This is a genomic window from Myxosarcina sp. GI1, from assembly GCF_000756305.1.
Lineage (GTDB): Bacteria > Cyanobacteriota > Cyanobacteriia > Cyanobacteriales > Xenococcaceae > Myxosarcina.
The window spans coordinates 113,051-131,091 of the sequence record NZ_JRFE01000022.1; the positions used below are offsets into that span (position 1 = coordinate 113,051).

Sequence of the window (18,041 nt, forward strand, 5' to 3'; positions counted from 1 at the left end):
ACTATACAAAACAAAATATAGAATATGCACCATATACAAAACGATCGCCTGTCGATAATCAAACTAATTTTTCCGATCGCAGAGAGTCAAAATCGATAGTATATTATATTGGGATTGTGATTGGTAAATCTTTGTGACCAAAGTATTAACTTGGTGGGAATTGTTTCAAGCTACTAGTCGAGAAATCGTCAGAAATAAGAGCCGTATTGAAAAATTTGCGTTCCAGCAACGGCAAAACAGCTTTTGGTTATGTGGTCTGGTGGCGATCGCTTCAATCTGGTTGTGGAACTGGAAACTACTTTTGGCTACAGTAGCAGGAATCTGTTGTATGCTGCTGGCATTTTGGATGCAAAATCACTGTTGGCAGCAATACTGGACAAAATGGCGGCGTTTTTTAACGGGTTTTAATCGTAAGTTAGTTGTAGCTGTTGGCAGCGGTAGTATTGGAGCTTTTGGTACTTATTTAGCAGCCTGCATTTGGGCAGACGCAGAAAACCACTGGCTAGCAGTAGGTTCTATTTTACAGGGATGTAGTAGTCTAATCGCTTTGTTGTTGTTAGTTTGGGCTATGGTTCGGAGACAAAAACCATATATAGAAAGTAAATTAGAAAAACTACAGGGCGATCTTACTCATAGCGATTCTTTAAAACGTTTAATTGCCATTCGACAGTTGACTCGGATGCTACAAAGTAAGCATTTACCTTGCGAATACTCTCGGCAGTGTAGCGAATATTTTGGTTTGATGTTAGGTCAACCACAAGTGCCAGTAGTACGCCAAGCTTTAATTGATAGCTTAGAACAGTTAAAAATTCAAAATATTTCACAGGAGTCGAAAACGCTACAGCTACCGCTTCGTCTTTTCAAACAATACACCAAGCAACTTATGTAAGGGGCGATCGCGATTAAACCGCATCTAGTTTAATACCAATTCTCTAAATGTTTTTCACCTTTCCCTCTTTCTTAGTCAACTTAGGAAATTAATTTAAGTTAGCTACGCTCGCTGTAACTTTCTTGTTGTCAAACAACCAGGTTAACAATACGAACAATATTAATTTTGTTTTCTTAAAACCCTAGAGAAAAATACTTAATTCAACATTTTTTTGGCATTTTCTTCGAATAAACCACCTTTGTAGACTAAAATTTTAGGGAAAATATTTAAAAAAATAAAGTTTTATTAAAGAGGAAGTTAAATATGTACGTCGTACAGATTGCTTCTGAATGCGCTCCCGTAATTAAAGCAGGCGGTTTAGGAGATGTAGTTTTTGGTCTGAGTAGAGAATTAGAAAACCAAGGACATTGTGTCGAGCTAATTTTACCCATGTATGACTGTATGAGATACGACCATATTTGGGGACTTCACGATGCCTATCGCGATCTATTCGTACCTTGGTATGGTGGAGAAATTCACTGTTCGGTATTTTGCGGTTGGGTTCATGGCAGGCTGTGTTTCTTTATTCAACCCCATAGTGACGATCGCTTTTTCGATCGCGGTTACTACTACGGCGGATATGACGATCCGATGCGCTTTGCTTTTTTTAGCAAGGCAGCTTTGGAATTTTTGCTCAAAAGCAATAAGCGACCAGATATTATTCACTGTCATGATTGGCAGACTGGTTTGATTCCAGTGATGCTATACGAAATGTATCAGTATTATGGCATGGAACGACAGCGGGTTTGCTATACCATTCACAACTTCAGACATCAGGGTGTGGCAGGAGTCGAAATTTTGCACGCTACGGGCTTAAATCGCGAGTCGTATTACTTTCACTACGACCGCTTGCAAGATAATTTTAATCCCTTTGCCGTCAACTTTATGAAAGGCGGGGTAGTGTACTCCAACTTTATCAATACCGTTTCGCCTCACCACGCTTGGGAGGCACGTTTTACCGATGTTGGCTATGGTTTGGGACATACTTTAGAAATTCATCAAGATAGATTTTCTGGTATTCTTAACGGTATAGATTACAACAGTTGGAATCCCGAAGCCGATAGCCTCATTCCTCACGCCTACAGTGCCGACGATTTTTCGGGAAAAGCCAAAGATAAACAAGCTTTGCGAGATGCTCTACTACTGCAAAATTCCTCTAAGCCAATAGTTGCTTTTATCGGTCGTTTGGACGATCAAAAAGGCGTACATCTGGTGCATCATGCTATATATTATGCTCTCGGACGCGAAGCGCAATTTGTTTTATTGGGTTCGGGAACTTCGGTAGATATTAACAATTGGTTTTTACATGAAAAACGTTTTCTTAACGATAATCCCGACGCTCATTTAGAAATTGGTTTTAATGAAGAGCTAGCACATCTAATTTATGCTGGTGCAGATATGATGGTGGTTCCGAGTAAATTTGAACCTTGTGGACTGACTCAATTAATTAGCTTAAAATACGGCACTATTCCTATCGTTCGGGGAGTAGGCGGTTTACTGAGTACGGTTTTTGATCGCGATTACGATTTAAACCACGCACCTGAAAAACGCAACGGCTATGTTTTTTATCAAACCGACTACAACGCTTTAGAATCAGCTATGGAAAGAGCGATCGGTTTGTACTACGGATATCCTAAAGAATTTGAAAAACTAATGCAACAAGGTATGGAATACGATTATTCTTGGCAACATTCTGTCAAACAATATGAGAATGCTTACGATTTTATTCGTTATAAGTAGTGAAAAAAAGTAGAAAGTTATTTTAGACCCTAGACTTGAAGCTTTAGAAGTTGCATGGTAAAAGGTGAAAGGGTAAGGAAAAAAAACGATCTAGTTAGAGACTTCCTTTCTTTTTTACCTTTACCCCTTTTCTGCTACTCGCTATTAGTCTCTGTCAACTGCCGTACGTCGAGTTCAAATTTAAGTGCGATCGCATCAATAATTGCCTGTTCTTCTGGAGTAATTTCACCGTTGGTGCGAGCGATCGCATAGCATCTGCTCAATACTACAGGAGCAAAGTCGGGAGCAAGTTTGGCAAGCAAAGACTCAAAAGGTTCGATATTTTGTATATTCGTTGCCATTTCTTGAATTGCAGGAGTAATAGTTTCGCTAATTTCAGGAAGATTCGACCAAGAGCGATCTGGATATGTAGTTCTTACCATGTGAGCCAAAATACCATCCATAATTTGTGACTGCGCGATCGCTGAATTCCAGTCGGCGCTAGTTTGCTCTTCCCAGGCTTTAGTCGTTCCTTTATCACCAAAAGGCTGATACTTACCTTCGTAAAAGCGACAGGCGGTTCTACCTAAAACATAGAGCAATGCTGCATCGCTAGAAGCTCCCACAACCGCACCAATTCCTGGAATAATTTCTACCAAACTCAAACCAGTTTTTAAAAAATTACCACCCAAAGATAAGCCAAAAATTGCTAGAACTTCACCTCTTCTAGCGGGTTCGTCGAGATCCAAACCGTAAGCTGCAGCAATCTCATAGACCATCTTTGATTGCAGTTTAGTAGTGGCAATTAATTCTACACCGAGTAAAATTGCAGCTACGGGCGGAATAATATTAGTTATTAGTCCCAATCGTCCTGCTTGCCAGGTTTTTTCTACGATTAAACGATGGGCAATTTGGCTGGGTGTTTCTTGCGGATATCGAGTTTTTAAACTATCGACTGTAGCTTTTACTTCTTTAGTATCTACCTTGCCCAGCAAAGTCATCAGCCAGTCCAAACCAAAGGTGCGATCGATTCCTTTGAGCAAAGGATTGTCTGCTATTGCCTGTAAGGTTTTTCCTGTCTGGTCGGTAGCGTGTTCTAAAAGCTTTTGAGACTCTATCGCTGCCTGTTCGGTAAGATTGCCGATAGAACCAGCCACTTCCATAGTTGCTTCAACCAAACTCCAGGTATTTTCAATTACTTGTTCGAGAGGGTTTTTTTCTCTATCAACTGGTGATGTTTCTTTGTCTGTCATCTATCGCTCCTCAGCCAAAATGTTTTATAAGCAAAACAATAAGGTGAGCTTAGCCCACCTTATCTTACAATACACAGATTTTATTAGTTGCGTTAGATGCAATTAAAAACGCGATCGCTTTTTTTATTTATTATCGGCGTTTAATTTTTACTATTGTACTTATCTGTTACTCAATCTTACTTAGTCAAATTTTGTAAAAAGTTATTTGCTTTATCTTCTACGCTTTCAGCACCAGTTTCCCCAGGTTGCACCATTTCTTCAGTATCGGCAGCACCCTGTACTTCGTTCGTACCTTCTTTTGCTTTCTGCATAGTTTCTTCCATGTTACGAGGATTTGATTTTGCAACATCGTCAGTTTCTTTCTGAATCGAGTTTAAATTAGCCTCTCCTTTTCTCGGATTACTATCTGCTGCAGCTTGGGCAGGCAAAACGCTAGAAAATACCAGTAAACCACAAATAAATGCAGTTACTATAAAACGTACTGATGTTTGAAAAATTTTTTTTAATCCAGTCAATTTCATTTTTTTGACCTCAGTTATATTTCGATTACAAACTTAATCTTAGCAATCTTAAAATACCACGACATCTTTCTTATGAACTAAATCGTTCGCTTGTATTTTATGGATTTACGGTGCCATGCAGCTAGTTTTTCCGCTTATATCGTAGATTATAGTCAGTCATTTTCTATTGTTAAATAATATAAACCTTTTTACACAAACCTACTTCATCCAACCTCGGCTATAGTGTTGTCCTTTTAATACGGTTGTCAAACTGTAGATAAAGTGCTTTTTTACAAGGCTTTGTAAAATAAATTTACAATTATCTTCCCTATGATAGAAGTTTTTATTTAGATTCCAAAGTTATCTTAGGCATAGTTCCGAAATTCCTCGTGAACTACTATAGCTAGATAATTTCAGCTATTGAGAGCGTGGAGAAAAACCTATGGACAACAACTTTTTGAACCTAAAACAAAGTACCGAGCTAAGTTTGGAACAACAGTTTCAAATGAAAATATTCGAGCAGTCTACGCAGCTCATGTCTCACGAACAGGCTCTGTCTTTATTGATGGAAGCTTCCAAGTTATTAATGGTCAAAGATAATATTATCAGAGAGTTAATGAAGCAAAACTTATCTAGCTACTAGCTGAAAATTTTGCTTTTGACAGATCAAATAGCAAACTACGAACTGCTACCACATCAGAAAGATATTTTTCTGTCAGACCTACAACTAATTAACGATGACAAGTGTATCGGTTATCGACAATAATGATTATGGTTTAGTATGACACGAAAAAAATATTAAAGAACAATTTTGGTATGAATAATCACGACAACGAAAAAACCAGATCTACAGCCAATGAAGGCGATATTATAGATCCTTCTAAATCAAAAGAAGAAAAATCAGAGCAAAAGGCAGTAGATACCTGGGATATTGCAGGTAAAGTCGAAACTCCTGCCTACTTTGAAGTCGAAGGCGAAGATGGAGAAAAAGAAGAATTGCATCATGTTAAAGATGCACAGGAAATTTCTGATGTAATTCGCCAAGCTAGAACCGACGAAGATGGTGAGCGTCAGTGGCGATAAACCTAAATAACTATTAACAAGCTCCGCTACTGTTATTAAAGCCTCCAGAGACTTAAGATATATAGTCTTGGGGGCTTTGTTCTTTTCAGATTAAGGTTTTTGCCTAGATTGTTGATGTTTGTAGACCTATAAAAATGTATTACTTGCAAACAAAAACTGTGGTACTTTTTGTTTCGGCATTAGTAAGTTGTTATGTTTCACAACTATTGTTAGCTAATTCGTAATACATTCAGCAAGAGAAAACATTTTAGATTGAAAAAAACCGCAGGTTAAAATTAATTTACAGTTTGATTTCGCCAAAAGATTTATTTCTTCAGAAAGATTACTTTTACTGTAAATATAAGTAAGCTTTTTTTAGCTCGAACTGTAATTATTAATTTCATTCAACCAACCAACACAAACACCCATGTTACCTAACAAAAGAGGCAAAATAGCTCTTATTTCCGTTCACGGAGATCCAGCTATTGACGTTGGCAAAGAAGAAGCTGGCGGACAAAACGTATACGTAAGACAAGTAGGAGAAGCTTTGTCGCGTTTGGGATGGCAAGTAGATATGTTTACTCGTCGAAGCGATGCTCAACAAGAAAAAATTGTCGAACACAATTCTAACTGTCGCACCATTCGTTTGACTGCTGGTCCTGCTGAATTTATCGAACGCCAAAAAATCTATAACTACGTTTCAGACTTCGTTAGTGCTTTTTTTGATTTTCAGCATGAAACTAAAACTATATATCCTATAATTCACACTAATTACTGGCTTTCGGCTGCTGTAGGTAAAGAAATTAGGCAGCGTCAGCAAGTCAAAACATTTCACACCTATCATTCTTTGGGTGCGGTCAAGTACAAATCAGTCACTACAATTCCAATGATTGCTAGTACCCGCCTAAATATTGAGAAAAAGTGTTTAGAAAATTCTGATGTTGTGGTGGCAACATCACCGCAAGAAAAACAGCACATGCAAACTTTGGTTTCGACTAAAGGTAATATTGATATTGTTCCTTGCGGTACCGATATTGATATTTTTGGCAAGGTGTCTCGTAATGAATCAAGAGAAAAATTAGACATCGATTCTGATGCTAAAGTTGTTTTTTATGCAGGACGTTTCGATCCCCGTAAAGGAATAGAAACCTTAGTCAGGGCTGTCGGTAAATTAGATCTAGAAAGGTACGCCAACTTTAAACTAATTATTGCAGGCGGTAGCACTTCAGGACAAAAAGATGGTAGAGAAAAAGAAAGAATTGAAGGTATCGTCAGAGAACTAGAATTAGAAACAGTTACTACTTTCGTCGGTCAACTAGAACATTCAACATTAGCATCATATTACGCAGCAGCTGACGTTTGCGTAGTTCCCAGTCATTACGAACCCTTTGGTCTGGTGGCGATCGAGGCAATGGCTGCTGGTACTCCTGTAGTAGCTTCTGCTGTAGGTGGATTGCAATACACTGTAGTCGATAGAGAAACAGGTTTTCTCGCACCACCAAAAAATGAAGAAGCTTTTGCTAATGCTATTTCTCGTATTCTCGACGATTCTCAGGAGCGCGATCGCCTGGGTAAAGCTGCTAAGAAAAGAGTTAAGTCTCAGTTTAGCTGGACTGGAGTAGCCAAGCAGTTAGATGAACTCTATTTAGAAGAATTGGGAAGATTACATCAAGAGTTTTTAACTAGTAATGTAGTCAGTTGACATCGCGTTTGTATTATGTTATAATATAGAAAGAAAACAGCGATAAATGCATAGTGTTTATCGCATTTTTTCTTTTTAGCTTCCAATACTAATATGAAATTCAAAAAAGAATGCTATATGGTAAGTTTCGTGAGGTAAAGTGCAGCAAACAGAAGCAATTGTTGCTCGTACCTATTTTACTTATTTGTGGCAAATAATCTAAGTGTTTCATATGAGACTAGTTTATTTATTAAAAGCAATCAGGAGTTTTAATATGCAGTTATTTAATTTATCTAAAATTTTGGGTTCTACAGTTTTGGCTACCAGTTTGGTATTGTCTTCTGGAGCAGCTTATAGCCAAGAAAGAGAAGGAACTGTAGATAACAATCTAAACCAAGCCGAGCAAAATCTGGATAATGCTGGCGAAAATCTTCAAGATGCTGGCAGTGCTTTGGGTAACTCCGTAGAAAACACAGGCGAAGCAGCCGAACAAGGATTAGAAAACACAGGCGAAGCAGCTCAAAGAACCTATAATGAAGCCGAGCAAAACATTGAAAATACCGCTAGAGATGCCCAACAAAACATCAATCGCGCTGCTGAGGACGCGCAAGCAGAAATATCAGCAGCTGTTGAAGAAGTTGAAGCACGTTCTAACTGGGGCTGGCTTGGTTTGTTAGGTTTGATTGGTTTATTTGGTTTGGCTGGCGGTAAGAAAAAAGTAGTTCATACACCTACTACCACTACCAGAACTGACTATGTCGATCCCCGTCACGATCGCACTGTTTAACTACTAATAAAAAGCAAATCGTTATTAGCAAAACCCGTAAATTGTTAACACCAATATAAGCTCGATGGACGCTCGCTTTAGAGCGTCTTTTTTTGTCAAACAATTTATGTAGTAAATATTAAAGCTGACTGCATTAGCGAAACCACGGTCAGCCAAGAGCATAATAGTAGATCGCGTTAGTTACTATGTTGACTTAGCAATCCGAACAGTTGATTATAAAGACGAGCGAACTTGGCGGTTGCTGAGCAAGTCGTTTGCGTCAGCAAGCCGAAGGCTCAGACTAAGTTTCTTCGCCTGAAACACGCGCGAGGTGTGGTAGAGGTAGACATGGAATACAAAGCTTAAAAACATCTATTTTTAGCTAACCATAAATTCTCTCCTTTTTTTTAGTTACTGTATATCACTACTTTATAGATACTTGTGTCAGGCAGTCAGCTTTTCAGGTCGCACTTAGATATAATTAATATACTAAAAACTCGATCGGTAGTCAGAAGATCGCCATGCCAAAACCAATCGTATTGGTTTTAAAACTAAAAAATATTTAACTTTTAGATAGCAAATTTTTATGAAGATAGAGTAATAGCTTTACTCTTTTTTTACCTTTGTGTTGGTTAACTTAAAGCAAACAACTTTGCGCTCAGTTCTTAGTTTACTCGTTAAGATTACAATAAAAACATAAATAAAGAACGATCTTCAAAAATATATGACCGTAAATGAAACCAAGCCCAGAACAATACAGCCTAAAATGGCTACTGTTCTGTCTATTGCAGTTGTTTTAATTGCTGCAATTCTAGCCTTACTCTGGGCTGCTGGATTGGGAGCTATTGACGATATTTTTGCTTATTTAAATTTGCTGCAAGAACAGCCTCCCGTTTGGGTAGAAGCACCTATGGTAATGGGAAAATTCTTGCTTGCACCTGCAATTATTTTATTTATAACTGTCTTTGTAATTACTAAAATTTCTGATAAACCTCGTACTTGGTCGAGAGTATTATTAATTGTAATTTTGTTATGTTTGACTATTCGCTATTTATTGTGGCGATCGCTTTCAACTCTCAATTTAAGTAATCCTATAGACGGAACTTTTAGTATTACTTTGTTTGCTTTAGAAATGCTGATGCTTTTTAGTAGTAGCCTACAGTTATTTTTAATGCTTAGATTTAAAAATCGTCAGCCAGAAGCCGAACGTTTATCGGTGCAGGTAAAAGATGGTACGTTTAATCCCACTGTAGATATTTTAATTCCTACTTATGACGAGCCAGAATTTATTTTGCGGCGTACCGTAATCGGCTGTCAGGCTATAAATTACGAGCGTAAAAAAGTTTATTTATTAGACGATACTCAAAGACCTCAAGTTGCCCGACTGGCAAAAGACTTGGGCTGTCAATATATAACTCGTCCGAATAACGCTCATGCTAAAGCGGGAAATCTCAATCATGCCCTGCCTCTAACCAGAGGAGAGTTTATAGTTGTTTTTGATGCGGATTTTGTACCAACACAAAATTTTCTACACCGTACTTTAGGTTTTTTTCAAGATGAAAAGCTGGCTCTACTGCAAACTCCTCAAAGCTTTTATAATACCGATCCCATTGCTCGCAACTTAGGTTTAGAAGATATTTTGACTCCAGAAGAAGAGGTATTTTATCGCCAACTACAACCAATTAAAGATGGTGCGGGGAGCGTAGTTTGTGCGGGGACTTCTTTTGTGGTGCGTCGTCAAGCTTTAGAGTCTATTGGCGGTTTTGTTACCGACTCTTTAAGTGAAGATTACTTTACGGGAATTAGATTATCGGCTAGAGGCTATCGCTTGGCTTACCTGGATGAAAAACTAAGTGCGGGTTTAGCTGCTGAAAACATTTCCGCTCATGCTATGCAAAGATTGCGCTGGGCGAGGGGAACTTTACAGGCATTTTTTATTAAGTCTAATCCTTTAACTATTCCTGGATTAAATCCTTTGCAAAGACTGGCTCATTTTGAAGGTTTGTTGCACTGGTTTACCAGTATCGCTACCGTATTTTTTCTTTTAATGCCTTTAGCTTATGCGTTTTTAAATGTAATTCCCATTCGAGCTACAACAGACGAATTTTTGTATTTCTTTTTACCTTACTATCTGACTCAAATAACCGTTTTTTCATGGCTGAATTATCGATCGCGTTCGGCAATATTATCGGGTATTTATAGTTTGGTTTTAGCTTTTCCGTTAGCTGTTACCGTAGTTAAAGTTATGCTCAATCCTTTTTCTAAAGGCTTTAAAGTCACACCTAAAGGCACTAAAAGCGATCGCTTTTCTTTTAATTGGAATTTAGCTTTTCCTTTAATAATATTATTTATTTTTAATGCTCTTAGTTTTTGGTCAAATCTGTATGCTTGTGCAATTTCGGCAATACACAATTCTTTTCAGCTTACAGAACAAATGCGGGGTTTAAATCTAGGCTGGATTTGGAGTATTTATAACCTAGTTACTATTGGTGCAGCTTTATTAATTTTGCTAGATGTACCCAAACCAGATTTACATGAGTGGTTTAGGTTGAGACGAACGGTAAAACTAGAAGTGGAAACGCCAACGGGAAAACAAGAATATTGGGGAGTAACTACTTTAATCTCGGAAGTAGGTGCAGATATTTCTATAACTCAGTCGGGTCTGACAAAATTGAGTAAAGGAGAAACTTTACCTGCAAATATATTAATTTTAGAAGAAAAAATTGCTATTACAGGAGTGATTACGGCAGTCGCTCTAGGTCAAGATTTTTTAAATGTCAAAATTCTTTTCGAGCACCTGAGCGTGAGTGAGGAAAGGAAGCTAATCGCTATTCTATTTTGTCGTCCTGGTCAGTGGAAGCGACGCAATACACCAGGCGAGTTACGTTCTTTGTGGTTGTTGCTTAGAATTTTACTACGCCCTAGAGTTTTATTCGGTCGTAATCCAGAGATTAACGGTATTCATGTCTCGCAAATTTAGCCAAACCAATAATCTTTAGCGGTTCGCTGTAGCTTAATTTATTCTAACGACAAGGAATTAAAGCTACCTAAAATTAAAGGTATGATTACCAAACCTAGCTTTAAAATCCAGGGCGCGCAAAACAAGGTGATCAAACTAAAGGTCAAAGCCGTAAACCGCATTCCTGCTTTAAAAACATCATCTTCAATAATAGAGCTAAGGTATATAGAGATCGCTGCAACTGATAAAGTTACTATAGAAATTGCTAACATTACTAGTTCCTCTTTACATCTATACTTTTGTTAGATAGTCGAACATTAAGTATATTTTTTTTCACTGCTAATATTTTTAGGATTTACCCAAATAAACTTTCGTTTTTTTACTTTTAGCTATAGTAATTGTGACAGTGAGATTAAGAATTATTTAGCTTAACATTAAAATATTATAACTTTTTTCCCACTTGTCAACCCTCGTTCTAGCATTTGAAGTTACAATTTAAGTTTATTTTATTTTTATATGGTTGTTTGTTGAAATTTATGCTTCAAGACAAATAAAAAAAACGAATTTGAGCGAATTGAGTAAGAAAAATGAGAATATTTTAGTTATCTAATAGCGTGGGTGAAGATGGAATGAGTGACTCTGATAGTTTTTCCGTACCATCATGAATGTTAGATAAACGAAAAATCAGCGAATTTCATTGTAAAATTGTTTGAGATAGGTTGCAGAAACACCAACACCCCATAAGCAACCGATAAAGAGATAGATAATATTAGCTTTTAGAAAACCCCATTTAGCTACGCGGCGATCGCTAGATTGGACGATACGGTTTACCAAACAAATTCTGCCGTATGGCAACAGTTTGATGCAAATATCTGCATCTTCCATAATTGATAATTTTTCGTCATAACCACCACAATGCCAAAAATCACTGCGACGACAAAATATTACCTGGTCGCCAAACAAAATTCGTAGACCTTTAAAAAACAAGTGGGGTCGAAATATTAAGGGTGCGTAGTAAGTTTTTAAGTAATTGTGTAAAGAAACTCCCCAGCGAGTGTGCTGTTGCCCGTTCATTAGCGAAATAAAACCGCCTCCAGCAAGATCGGGGTTTTTTAGCGTTTTTTCGATTACTACCATTAAATCGTCAGGTACTAAAGTATCGGCATGAAGAAAACAAAGAATATCTCCTGCGGCTGCTTTGGCACCCAGGTTCATTTGTATCGAGCGACCTGCTTGTTTGGAAATTAACAATGAAACGTCCGCTTGACGAGCAATGTTTAACGTATTATCTTGACTACCTCCGTCTACAACTATAATTTCCTTGGGAGGGGGGTCTAACAGAGTTAGATTATTTAAAGTTCTTTTTAAAGAATTTTCTTCGTTTAAAGTCGGAATAATAATCGAAATTTCTGAAGACATTGACAAAATAATAATTAAACAGCATGGCGATCGAGGTTTATGCCTGCTGCGTTAGGTGATGTATGCTTATATTATCTTTACTCAATTGCTATTACTGCCGTACCTGTCTTCAGTAACATTTATTAGTTCTATAAATTAATAAACAGCCAAAAAAAATAGAGTAGTGCGATCGCCCAAATGCCTCCATAAACATAGCCTATTTTATTGCGGTAAGAATTAGGTCGATCCTGGCTTGCTGCCAGATGAACAATCAAAGCGATCGGAGTTAGTAAAAAGAAAGCTGAGGCTAGTAAATAATTCATCATTGACCCAGATGAACTAAAGACCAAGTACTAAGAACAAAGATAACTACAGCTAATGCAGCTAAAATTGCCTCAATAACGTTGCCAACAATTGAAGCGACTACTACACCCATACTAGCTTTAAATGCTTGTCTCAATCTGTTGTTACCGTCAAGGTTACTGCGATAGAGATATTCACCAATAAATGCACCTAAAATTGCACCCAGCAGCACTCCAATTAATGGTCCTCCTAATGGTAAGGCAGGTAAAAAACCAAAAAAGCCCAAAACCATACCAGCAATCGCACCAAACTGACTCCATTTACTCGCACCCGCTCGTTTAACTCCAAAATAAAGTGCCAGATACTCTACTACCGCACTCAAAATTAAGACGATAAAAATTAAAATTAAGGGCCAGCCCACACCTGCAAAGTTGGTAGCGACACTCCAAATTAAAATTGCACTCAGAATGATACTGCTGCCTGGAAGTCCAGGAATAATCGCACCGATGACTCCTACAATCATCATCGCTAACACGAGCCAGTAAACAGTAATTAAGTCCATATTTAAATAATCCATTAAAGACGGGGAGATACCAACTGAGTAAAATTTTGTCTTCCTTCGATTAAAGATTTGGGAATCCCTTGAGGATAATTCTCATTAATTAACGCTACCAGTTGCTCTACTCTGTTATCAGGATTGGGATGTGTGCTGAGAAATTCAGGTTGCCCGCCAGAACCATTAGCAGAATTGAGAATTTCCATTAATTCTAATAAACCCTGGGGACTATATCCTGCCTCAGTCATAAAGCGTAAACCCAGGCGATCGCTTTCAAGTTCGTCATCTCGATCGTATTTTAGATTGACCATTTGATTGACTACCTGGGCGATAATAGCTGCTTGTCTGCCGTCGCTGGGATCTTCACTGGCTGCTATACCTATAGCATTAACTAAAACCGTTCCTAACTGCTGTCTGGCTAAATGTTCTGCGCCGTGTCTGGCAACTACATGACCTACCTCATGACCCAAAACGCCTGCAAGTTGAGCTTCAGAATTAAGGCGACTTAATAAAGCCTGGGTAATAAATATCTGTCCTCCAGGAAGCGCGAAAGCATTGATAGTTTGGCGATCGCGCAAAAGGTGAAATTCAAAAGGATAGGGAGCGGATTTGGCAGTAGAACTAGTAATTACGCTATTACCTACCTTATCTATATATTGCTGCAAAATATTATCCACAGCCAGTCCTCCATACTGCTGTGCCATTTCGGCGCTAGATTCTTTGCCAATAACTATTTCTTGTTGGGGAGAAAGCTGTATTCGTTGTTTTTCGCCAGTAATAGGATTATCGGTAACGTTGGTAAAGTAACTAAACAATCCAAAAACAGCAAAAATCAATCCGATACCCAAACGAATTAGTAAGCGTCCCACCCGATTATTTGCTCCCAATTTATAGCATAGAGGTATTAACAGGATATTACCACAATAGCTAAAGCAAAATTTTAGTTTCTGTCTGAAGAATGAAAAATTTAGTTTTTGACTAAGGCAAGAATGAGACTTTTGTTAGAAGCAATTAGTTTGGCGATCGACAAAGATAAACATTGAGTGAGTGTTTGAAGAACGATCTTATAAATAGCAGTTAGCTGCGATTGCGACTGAGGTAATTACCAGTAAATACGTTATAGCGATCGCCAAGTAGTAATTTTATTTAATAGGCACACTTGTATACACTTGACTGTTTGTCTTTCTGTCACTCCAGCATTTAAAACCATAAATAGATTTCTCATGCAAAAAATAGCTAATTTTTCTAAAAAATTGCGCCTAAGTAAACTATTAACCACTTTCGTCTTAGGAATAGTTATATTATTTACTACAGCTTGTAATAGCGGTAATGATTTAGGTGCGCGTCCTGAAAATCCTCCAGTTCAGTTAGGCGGACAAAACAACCCTCATAAAGGTGGTGGCGATGACTATACTCAGTATAAAGTTCCTACCGATCCCAGATTAGAAACAGACGATCGCGCTAGTTTGCTACAGCCTCTAGAAACTGCGATCGCCACAGATATTCCCGACAAAACTGATGAAGGCTTATTGTATCCCAATACAACTTCTTCTAAATCTTTATATAGTAATGATGATTTTGTCAGTCCCGAACGCAAAAAAGAGTTATTAGATCCCAAGCAAATTCCCGCACCCAAACAACAACCCAATCTCGATCGCTCCGATCCAAATGCCCGACTCTTAGAAAAAACAGGGCAAATGTTTGAAGATGCTTCGGACTTTTTACCCGATCTCAACTAAACAGTAAAATGAAATAATTTTTTTAAATGCCCTCGATAGAAAGTCGGGGGTTTTTTATAGCTTAAAGCTTAAAGCTTACGGCTTATAGCTATTTATTATTTAAATAGTAGTGCCATAAAATCTTAGTGGCAATCGCTCTCCAGGGTCGCCAAGCCTCAGCAATTGATAACAATTCTACTGGTTTGGGTCTAGTAGCCAAGTTTTTGATTCTCTGTACTGCGACGGCTACAGCCAAATCACCTACTGGAAAAACGTCGGGACGTTGTAGAGCCATCATTAAATACATATCTACCGTCCAGTTGCCAATTCCTTTGATTTTCGTCAACTCGCTTCTAATTAACCAATCATCTAATTTTTGAAGTTCGTTCAAATTTAACCGACCGCTAACAATAGCACTTGCTAACTCAAGAGCGTAATTACTTTTTTGCCGACTGAAACCAACTGCTCGAAGCTGAAGGGCATCTAAAGTCAAAAAGTTTTCTGGGGTTAGAGGTTCGACTGTAGCGCGAAGGCGATCGTATGCTGCCTTGGCAGAAGTTAGAGAAACCTGCTGTTCTAAAATAATTTGAATTAAAGTGGCAAAGCCAGGCTGTCTCTGCCAGTTTGGTGGTTTACCTAACGTGTTGACAATTTGAGCTAAATCGCGATCGCGTTGAATTAGTTCTTGCAAACCTATGTCCAAGTTTGATACGATTGCTAGCTTATTGGTAATTTCGCTTTTGTTATTCTCAGTCACATCAGATCTCTCGAACCAGTCTAGTATTGCTTGACTAATTGACTGGCTCGTTTGCGATTTAAAAATATTAATGGTCTGAGCATCATTTTACAGAGAATTGCTATTGACTGTAATTCTCCTGGTGCATTGCGTCTTTGCCATTGTCCAGGGCGACAATAAAGCAGATTTATCAGACTTCTATGTTGGGGTAAAGTTAGGTTATAAAATTTTATAATCGCTCTATATCCTTTTTCTCCGACATAGCTGCGAGTAACGGATCCCGATAGAGTTAGATTCTCTCCTAAAATTTCTACAGTAATTTTCGTATCGAGATTTACTGCTGGATCTAGCAGTACCTCCATACCTTCTTCAGATATTTTTTGCGTAACTCCATAATAGATGCAATTGCCACTGGTAATTTTTATCTGTTGGCAATTGGAAAACCATTCATAAAAACTCGGTTGCGGTATATCCAATAGGGTTATCAGGGCAACGCTAATGGTCAAAAGATTGTAGACGCTCCACCACAAACCAATATTAAACCCGCTAGAAGGTATGTTTGTTATGCTGACATAGAAACTAATTATCGTAGCTATCAAAAAGACAATTAAAGGTACTGCTAAACTCCAGTTAAAGCGAAATCGATTTCTTGACTGTCCTTTTGGAGTTACTTTAAATCCTTGGGAAAAAGGGCTAAACATTACATTGATAACTGAAATTGCTACGGGAAAAGCTTGCAGTATAGCGTAAAGATCTGCCAGAAGTGCCGAACGCGATCGCTCGTTCAACCAGGCAAAACAGGTTATAAACATTGCATATAAAGGAACAAACATATAAAGTCCTTCAGCAGCAGTGGCTAAAACTGGATTTAGACCACCAAAAATGCAGATTATGGGAACGAATAAAAAGAAGAGACGGGGAATACAGGTAAACCAGTGAAACAATAATTCTAAATGCCCCAATCTCTGCCATAAATTCAAACCAGGAATAGTTAAGGGATTGGACTTGATAAAAAATGCCTGTAAAGTTCCTCGCGACCAACGCAATCTTTGATCGATATGAGCGGCAAGACTTTCGGCAGCCAATCCAGCACTTAGTTTTTCATCTAAGTAAACCAGTTCGTAACCTTTGGCAGACAGACGAATGCCCGTGAAGTAATCTTCGCAGATTGAATCTGTAGAAAAGTTACCAATTTTTTGTAGTGCTTCGCGTCTTACTACGAAAGAAGTTCCAGCACAGACTAAACTACCCGCGCCATCTTTAATCGGCTGCGCTTGTCGATAAAAAAGTTCTTCTTCAGTAGTTAGAACATCTTCTAAACCCAAATTTTTGGCAATGGGATCGCTGTTATAAAAACTTTGGGGAGTTTGAACCAAACCAACTTTGGGATTGACAAAAAAACCAATAGTTCGTTCTAAAAAATTAGTCGTCGGCACGAAATCTGCATCAAAAACCACAATCAGATCGCCGTTAGTACGTGCGATCGCCTGATTTAAATTACCTGCTTTGGCGTGTGAATTATCAGGTCTAGTAAAGTATTTACAGCCCAATTCTTTAGCTAATTTTCTAATTTGCGGTCTTCTTGTGTCATCTAAAACATAAATTTTTTTATGCTCGTAGTTAAGAGCTTGACAACCTATAATAGTTCTTTTGAGAATAAAGTCTGGTTCGTTATATGTAGGTATTAAAATATCGACGCTAGGACTATATTTTTTTTCAACAACCGCTCTACTATAAGAATTTGCTTCCGACTTTCGATCTTTAACGGTAAACATCAATAATAGCTGGATTGTCGCCGATGCCATAGCAACAATTTCCATAAACAGGAGCGTTAAGCTAAAAATTCCGTCGGCAGGGTTAGTTAGATTGAGAGTAGTAAGCGATCGCCAAAGTAAATAACGAACCACTAAAATAAATAAAACGCCAGCTAATAAGCGACGCGACCAAGTTTTAGGCTTGGGAGATAGTTTCATAACTATCTGTGCCAGTAAAAATAAAACTAATGTTGGAATTAATAAATAGTATTGCTTACCCCACTTGGGTGGTGTCAGCCAACTCGGAGGATTTTCTTGTATTAAATGTAATTGTATAAATAATTCGGTAACGTAGGTATTTCCCAAAAACCAGGAAATGGCGATACTACTAAAAAAACTCAGTATCCCTAGTATTATCAAAGTAGGTATGCGAATCTTAAAATTTGATAATATCTGCCAGTCAATCCAAACTCTGTCTCTAGGTTTCGATACTGGTTTAATAGTTTGCATATGAACTAAAGATCGATGTATTTATTCGGGTAGGCACACTTTAGCAAAACATTTGTAAATTTCTAGTTAATGTTTTGCCAGATCTTTAGCTAAATATTGCAGTAGTAATATGTGTATTTTAAGCAGCCTTATAGCGCGATAGCCAAAAGCGAGATGCTCTGTTCGACTTACTTATTTTTACACAGTGCAATCGCCTTG

17 protein-coding genes are annotated in these 18,041 nt (G+C 38.0%); 8 read left to right on the forward strand and 9 right to left on the reverse strand.

What is annotated here, in order from left to right:
• Window positions 1–133: 133 nt before the first annotated feature.
• The gene (locus KV40_RS15920; protein ID WP_052055684.1) at window positions 134–889 is read left to right on the forward strand and encodes a hypothetical protein; all 756 of its coding nucleotides are present in this window, start codon (window positions 134–136) and stop codon (window positions 887–889) included.
• A 303-nt stretch (window positions 890–1,192) separates the two neighbouring features.
• The gene (gene glgA / locus KV40_RS15925) at window positions 1,193–2,668 is read left to right on the forward strand and encodes a glycogen synthase GlgA (RefSeq protein ID WP_036483482.1); all 1,476 of its coding nucleotides are present in this window, start codon (window positions 1,193–1,195) and stop codon (window positions 2,666–2,668) included.
• 134 nt (window positions 2,669–2,802) lie between these two features.
• Here the strand turns inward: glgA and KV40_RS15930 are convergent, their stop codons facing one another.
• Both KV40_RS15930 and KV40_RS15935 read right to left on the reverse strand, forming a co-directional pair.
• Window positions 2,803–3,900 carry a YcjF family protein gene (locus KV40_RS15930; protein WP_253274278.1) on the reverse strand — a complete coding sequence of 366 codons (1,098 nt, stop codon included), beginning with the start codon at window positions 3,898–3,900 and terminating at the stop codon, window positions 2,803–2,805.
• A 176-nt stretch (window positions 3,901–4,076) separates the two neighbouring features.
• The gene (locus KV40_RS15935; RefSeq protein ID WP_036483484.1) at window positions 4,077–4,421 is read right to left on the reverse strand and encodes a hypothetical protein; all 345 of its coding nucleotides are present in this window, start codon (window positions 4,419–4,421) and stop codon (window positions 4,077–4,079) included.
• 421 nt (window positions 4,422–4,842) lie between these two features.
• Between KV40_RS15935 and KV40_RS15940 the strand changes: the two genes are divergently transcribed.
• From KV40_RS15940 to KV40_RS15960, 5 genes are all read left to right on the forward strand, one after another.
• The gene (locus KV40_RS15940; protein ID WP_036483485.1) at window positions 4,843–5,043 is read left to right on the forward strand and encodes an NblA/ycf18 family protein; all 201 of its coding nucleotides are present in this window, start codon (window positions 4,843–4,845) and stop codon (window positions 5,041–5,043) included.
• A 173-nt stretch (window positions 5,044–5,216) separates the two neighbouring features.
• The gene (locus KV40_RS15945) at window positions 5,217–5,483 is read left to right on the forward strand and encodes a hypothetical protein (RefSeq protein ID WP_036483487.1); all 267 of its coding nucleotides are present in this window, start codon (window positions 5,217–5,219) and stop codon (window positions 5,481–5,483) included.
• Window positions 5,484–5,889: 406 nt separating this feature from the next.
• Window positions 5,890–7,164 (forward strand): glycosyltransferase, encoded by a 1,275-nt coding sequence (locus KV40_RS15950; protein WP_036483489.1) that lies wholly within the window; start codon window positions 5,890–5,892, stop codon window positions 7,162–7,164.
• A gap of 253 nt (window positions 7,165–7,417) precedes the next feature.
• Window positions 7,418–7,930 (forward strand): hypothetical protein, encoded by a 513-nt coding sequence (locus tag KV40_RS36245; RefSeq protein WP_036483492.1) that lies wholly within the window; start codon window positions 7,418–7,420, stop codon window positions 7,928–7,930.
• Window positions 7,931–8,633: 703 nt separating this feature from the next.
• Entirely contained in the window at window positions 8,634–10,889 is a 2,256-nt protein-coding gene (locus KV40_RS15960; protein WP_036483494.1) for a glycosyltransferase, read from the forward strand.
• Window positions 10,890–10,927: 38 nt separating this feature from the next.
• On the opposite strand, the gene KV40_RS15965 is transcribed toward KV40_RS15960, so the two are convergent.
• From KV40_RS15965 to KV40_RS15980, 5 genes are all read right to left on the reverse strand, one after another.
• Window positions 10,928–11,140 (reverse strand): hypothetical protein, encoded by a 213-nt coding sequence (locus tag KV40_RS15965; RefSeq protein WP_036483497.1) that lies wholly within the window; start codon window positions 11,138–11,140, stop codon window positions 10,928–10,930.
• 412 nt (window positions 11,141–11,552) lie between these two features.
• Window positions 11,553–12,287, reverse strand: a complete 735-nt coding sequence (locus KV40_RS15970; RefSeq protein ID WP_036483499.1) for a TIGR04283 family arsenosugar biosynthesis glycosyltransferase — start codon at window positions 12,285–12,287, stop codon at window positions 11,553–11,555.
• 128 nt (window positions 12,288–12,415) lie between these two features.
• Complete coding sequence (locus tag KV40_RS34985) at window positions 12,416–12,592, reverse strand: hypothetical protein (protein ID WP_156114051.1); 177 nt, start codon at window positions 12,590–12,592, stop codon at window positions 12,416–12,418.
• Entirely contained in the window at window positions 12,589–13,131 is a 543-nt protein-coding gene (locus KV40_RS15975; RefSeq protein WP_036483868.1) for a DUF456 domain-containing protein, read from the reverse strand. Before KV40_RS15975 ends, KV40_RS34985 begins: the two co-directional genes overlap by 4 nt.
• A gap of 14 nt (window positions 13,132–13,145) precedes the next feature.
• A complete protein-coding gene (locus KV40_RS15980) occupies window positions 13,146–13,994 on the reverse strand; it encodes a M48 family metalloprotease (RefSeq protein WP_036483500.1) in 849 nt (282 codons plus the stop codon).
• A 354-nt stretch (window positions 13,995–14,348) separates the two neighbouring features.
• Here KV40_RS15980 and KV40_RS32220 point away from each other — a divergent pair, with 354 nt between their 5' ends.
• Window positions 14,349–14,864 carry a DUF6658 family protein gene (locus KV40_RS32220; RefSeq protein ID WP_052055685.1) on the forward strand — a complete coding sequence of 172 codons (516 nt, stop codon included), beginning with the start codon at window positions 14,349–14,351 and terminating at the stop codon, window positions 14,862–14,864.
• An 88-nt stretch (window positions 14,865–14,952) separates the two neighbouring features.
• On the opposite strand, the gene KV40_RS15990 is transcribed toward KV40_RS32220, so the two are convergent.
• Window positions 14,953–15,600 (reverse strand): DNA-3-methyladenine glycosylase, encoded by a 648-nt coding sequence (locus tag KV40_RS15990; RefSeq protein ID WP_253274279.1) that lies wholly within the window; start codon window positions 15,598–15,600, stop codon window positions 14,953–14,955.
• A gap of 20 nt (window positions 15,601–15,620) precedes the next feature.
• Window positions 15,621–17,843 (reverse strand): glycosyltransferase, encoded by a 2,223-nt coding sequence (locus tag KV40_RS15995; RefSeq protein WP_081942873.1) that lies wholly within the window; start codon window positions 17,841–17,843, stop codon window positions 15,621–15,623.
• Window positions 17,844–18,041: the final 198 nt, after the last annotated feature.

Coding starts and splice junctions, on each gene's coding strand:
- glgA (WP_036483482.1), top strand. CDS start 1,193: ATGTACGTCGTACAGATTGCTTCTGAATGCGCTCCCGTAATTAAAGCA.
- KV40_RS15930 (WP_253274278.1), bottom strand. CDS start 3,900: ATGACAGACAAAGAAACATCACCAGTTGATAGAGAAAAAAACCCTCTC.
- KV40_RS15935 (WP_036483484.1), bottom strand. CDS start 4,421: ATGAAATTGACTGGATTAAAAAAAATTTTTCAAACATCAGTACGTTTT.
- KV40_RS15940 (WP_036483485.1), top strand. CDS start 4,843: ATGGACAACAACTTTTTGAACCTAAAACAAAGTACCGAGCTAAGTTTG.
- KV40_RS15945 (WP_036483487.1), top strand. CDS start 5,217: ATGAATAATCACGACAACGAAAAAACCAGATCTACAGCCAATGAAGGC.
- KV40_RS15950 (WP_036483489.1), top strand. CDS start 5,890: ATGTTACCTAACAAAAGAGGCAAAATAGCTCTTATTTCCGTTCACGGA.
- KV40_RS36245 (WP_036483492.1), top strand. CDS start 7,418: ATGCAGTTATTTAATTTATCTAAAATTTTGGGTTCTACAGTTTTGGCT.
- KV40_RS15960 (WP_036483494.1), top strand. CDS start 8,634: ATGACCGTAAATGAAACCAAGCCCAGAACAATACAGCCTAAAATGGCT.
- KV40_RS15965 (WP_036483497.1), bottom strand. CDS start 11,140: ATGTTAGCAATTTCTATAGTAACTTTATCAGTTGCAGCGATCTCTATA.
- KV40_RS15970 (WP_036483499.1), bottom strand. CDS start 12,287: ATGTCTTCAGAAATTTCGATTATTATTCCGACTTTAAACGAAGAAAAT.
- KV40_RS34985 (WP_156114051.1), bottom strand. CDS start 12,592: ATGATGAATTATTTACTAGCCTCAGCTTTCTTTTTACTAACTCCGATC.
- KV40_RS15975 (WP_036483868.1), bottom strand. CDS start 13,131: ATGGACTTAATTACTGTTTACTGGCTCGTGTTAGCGATGATGATTGTA.
- KV40_RS32220 (WP_052055685.1), top strand. CDS start 14,349: ATGCAAAAAATAGCTAATTTTTCTAAAAAATTGCGCCTAAGTAAACTA.
- KV40_RS15995 (WP_081942873.1), bottom strand. CDS start 17,843: ATGCAAACTATTAAACCAGTATCGAAACCTAGAGACAGAGTTTGGATT.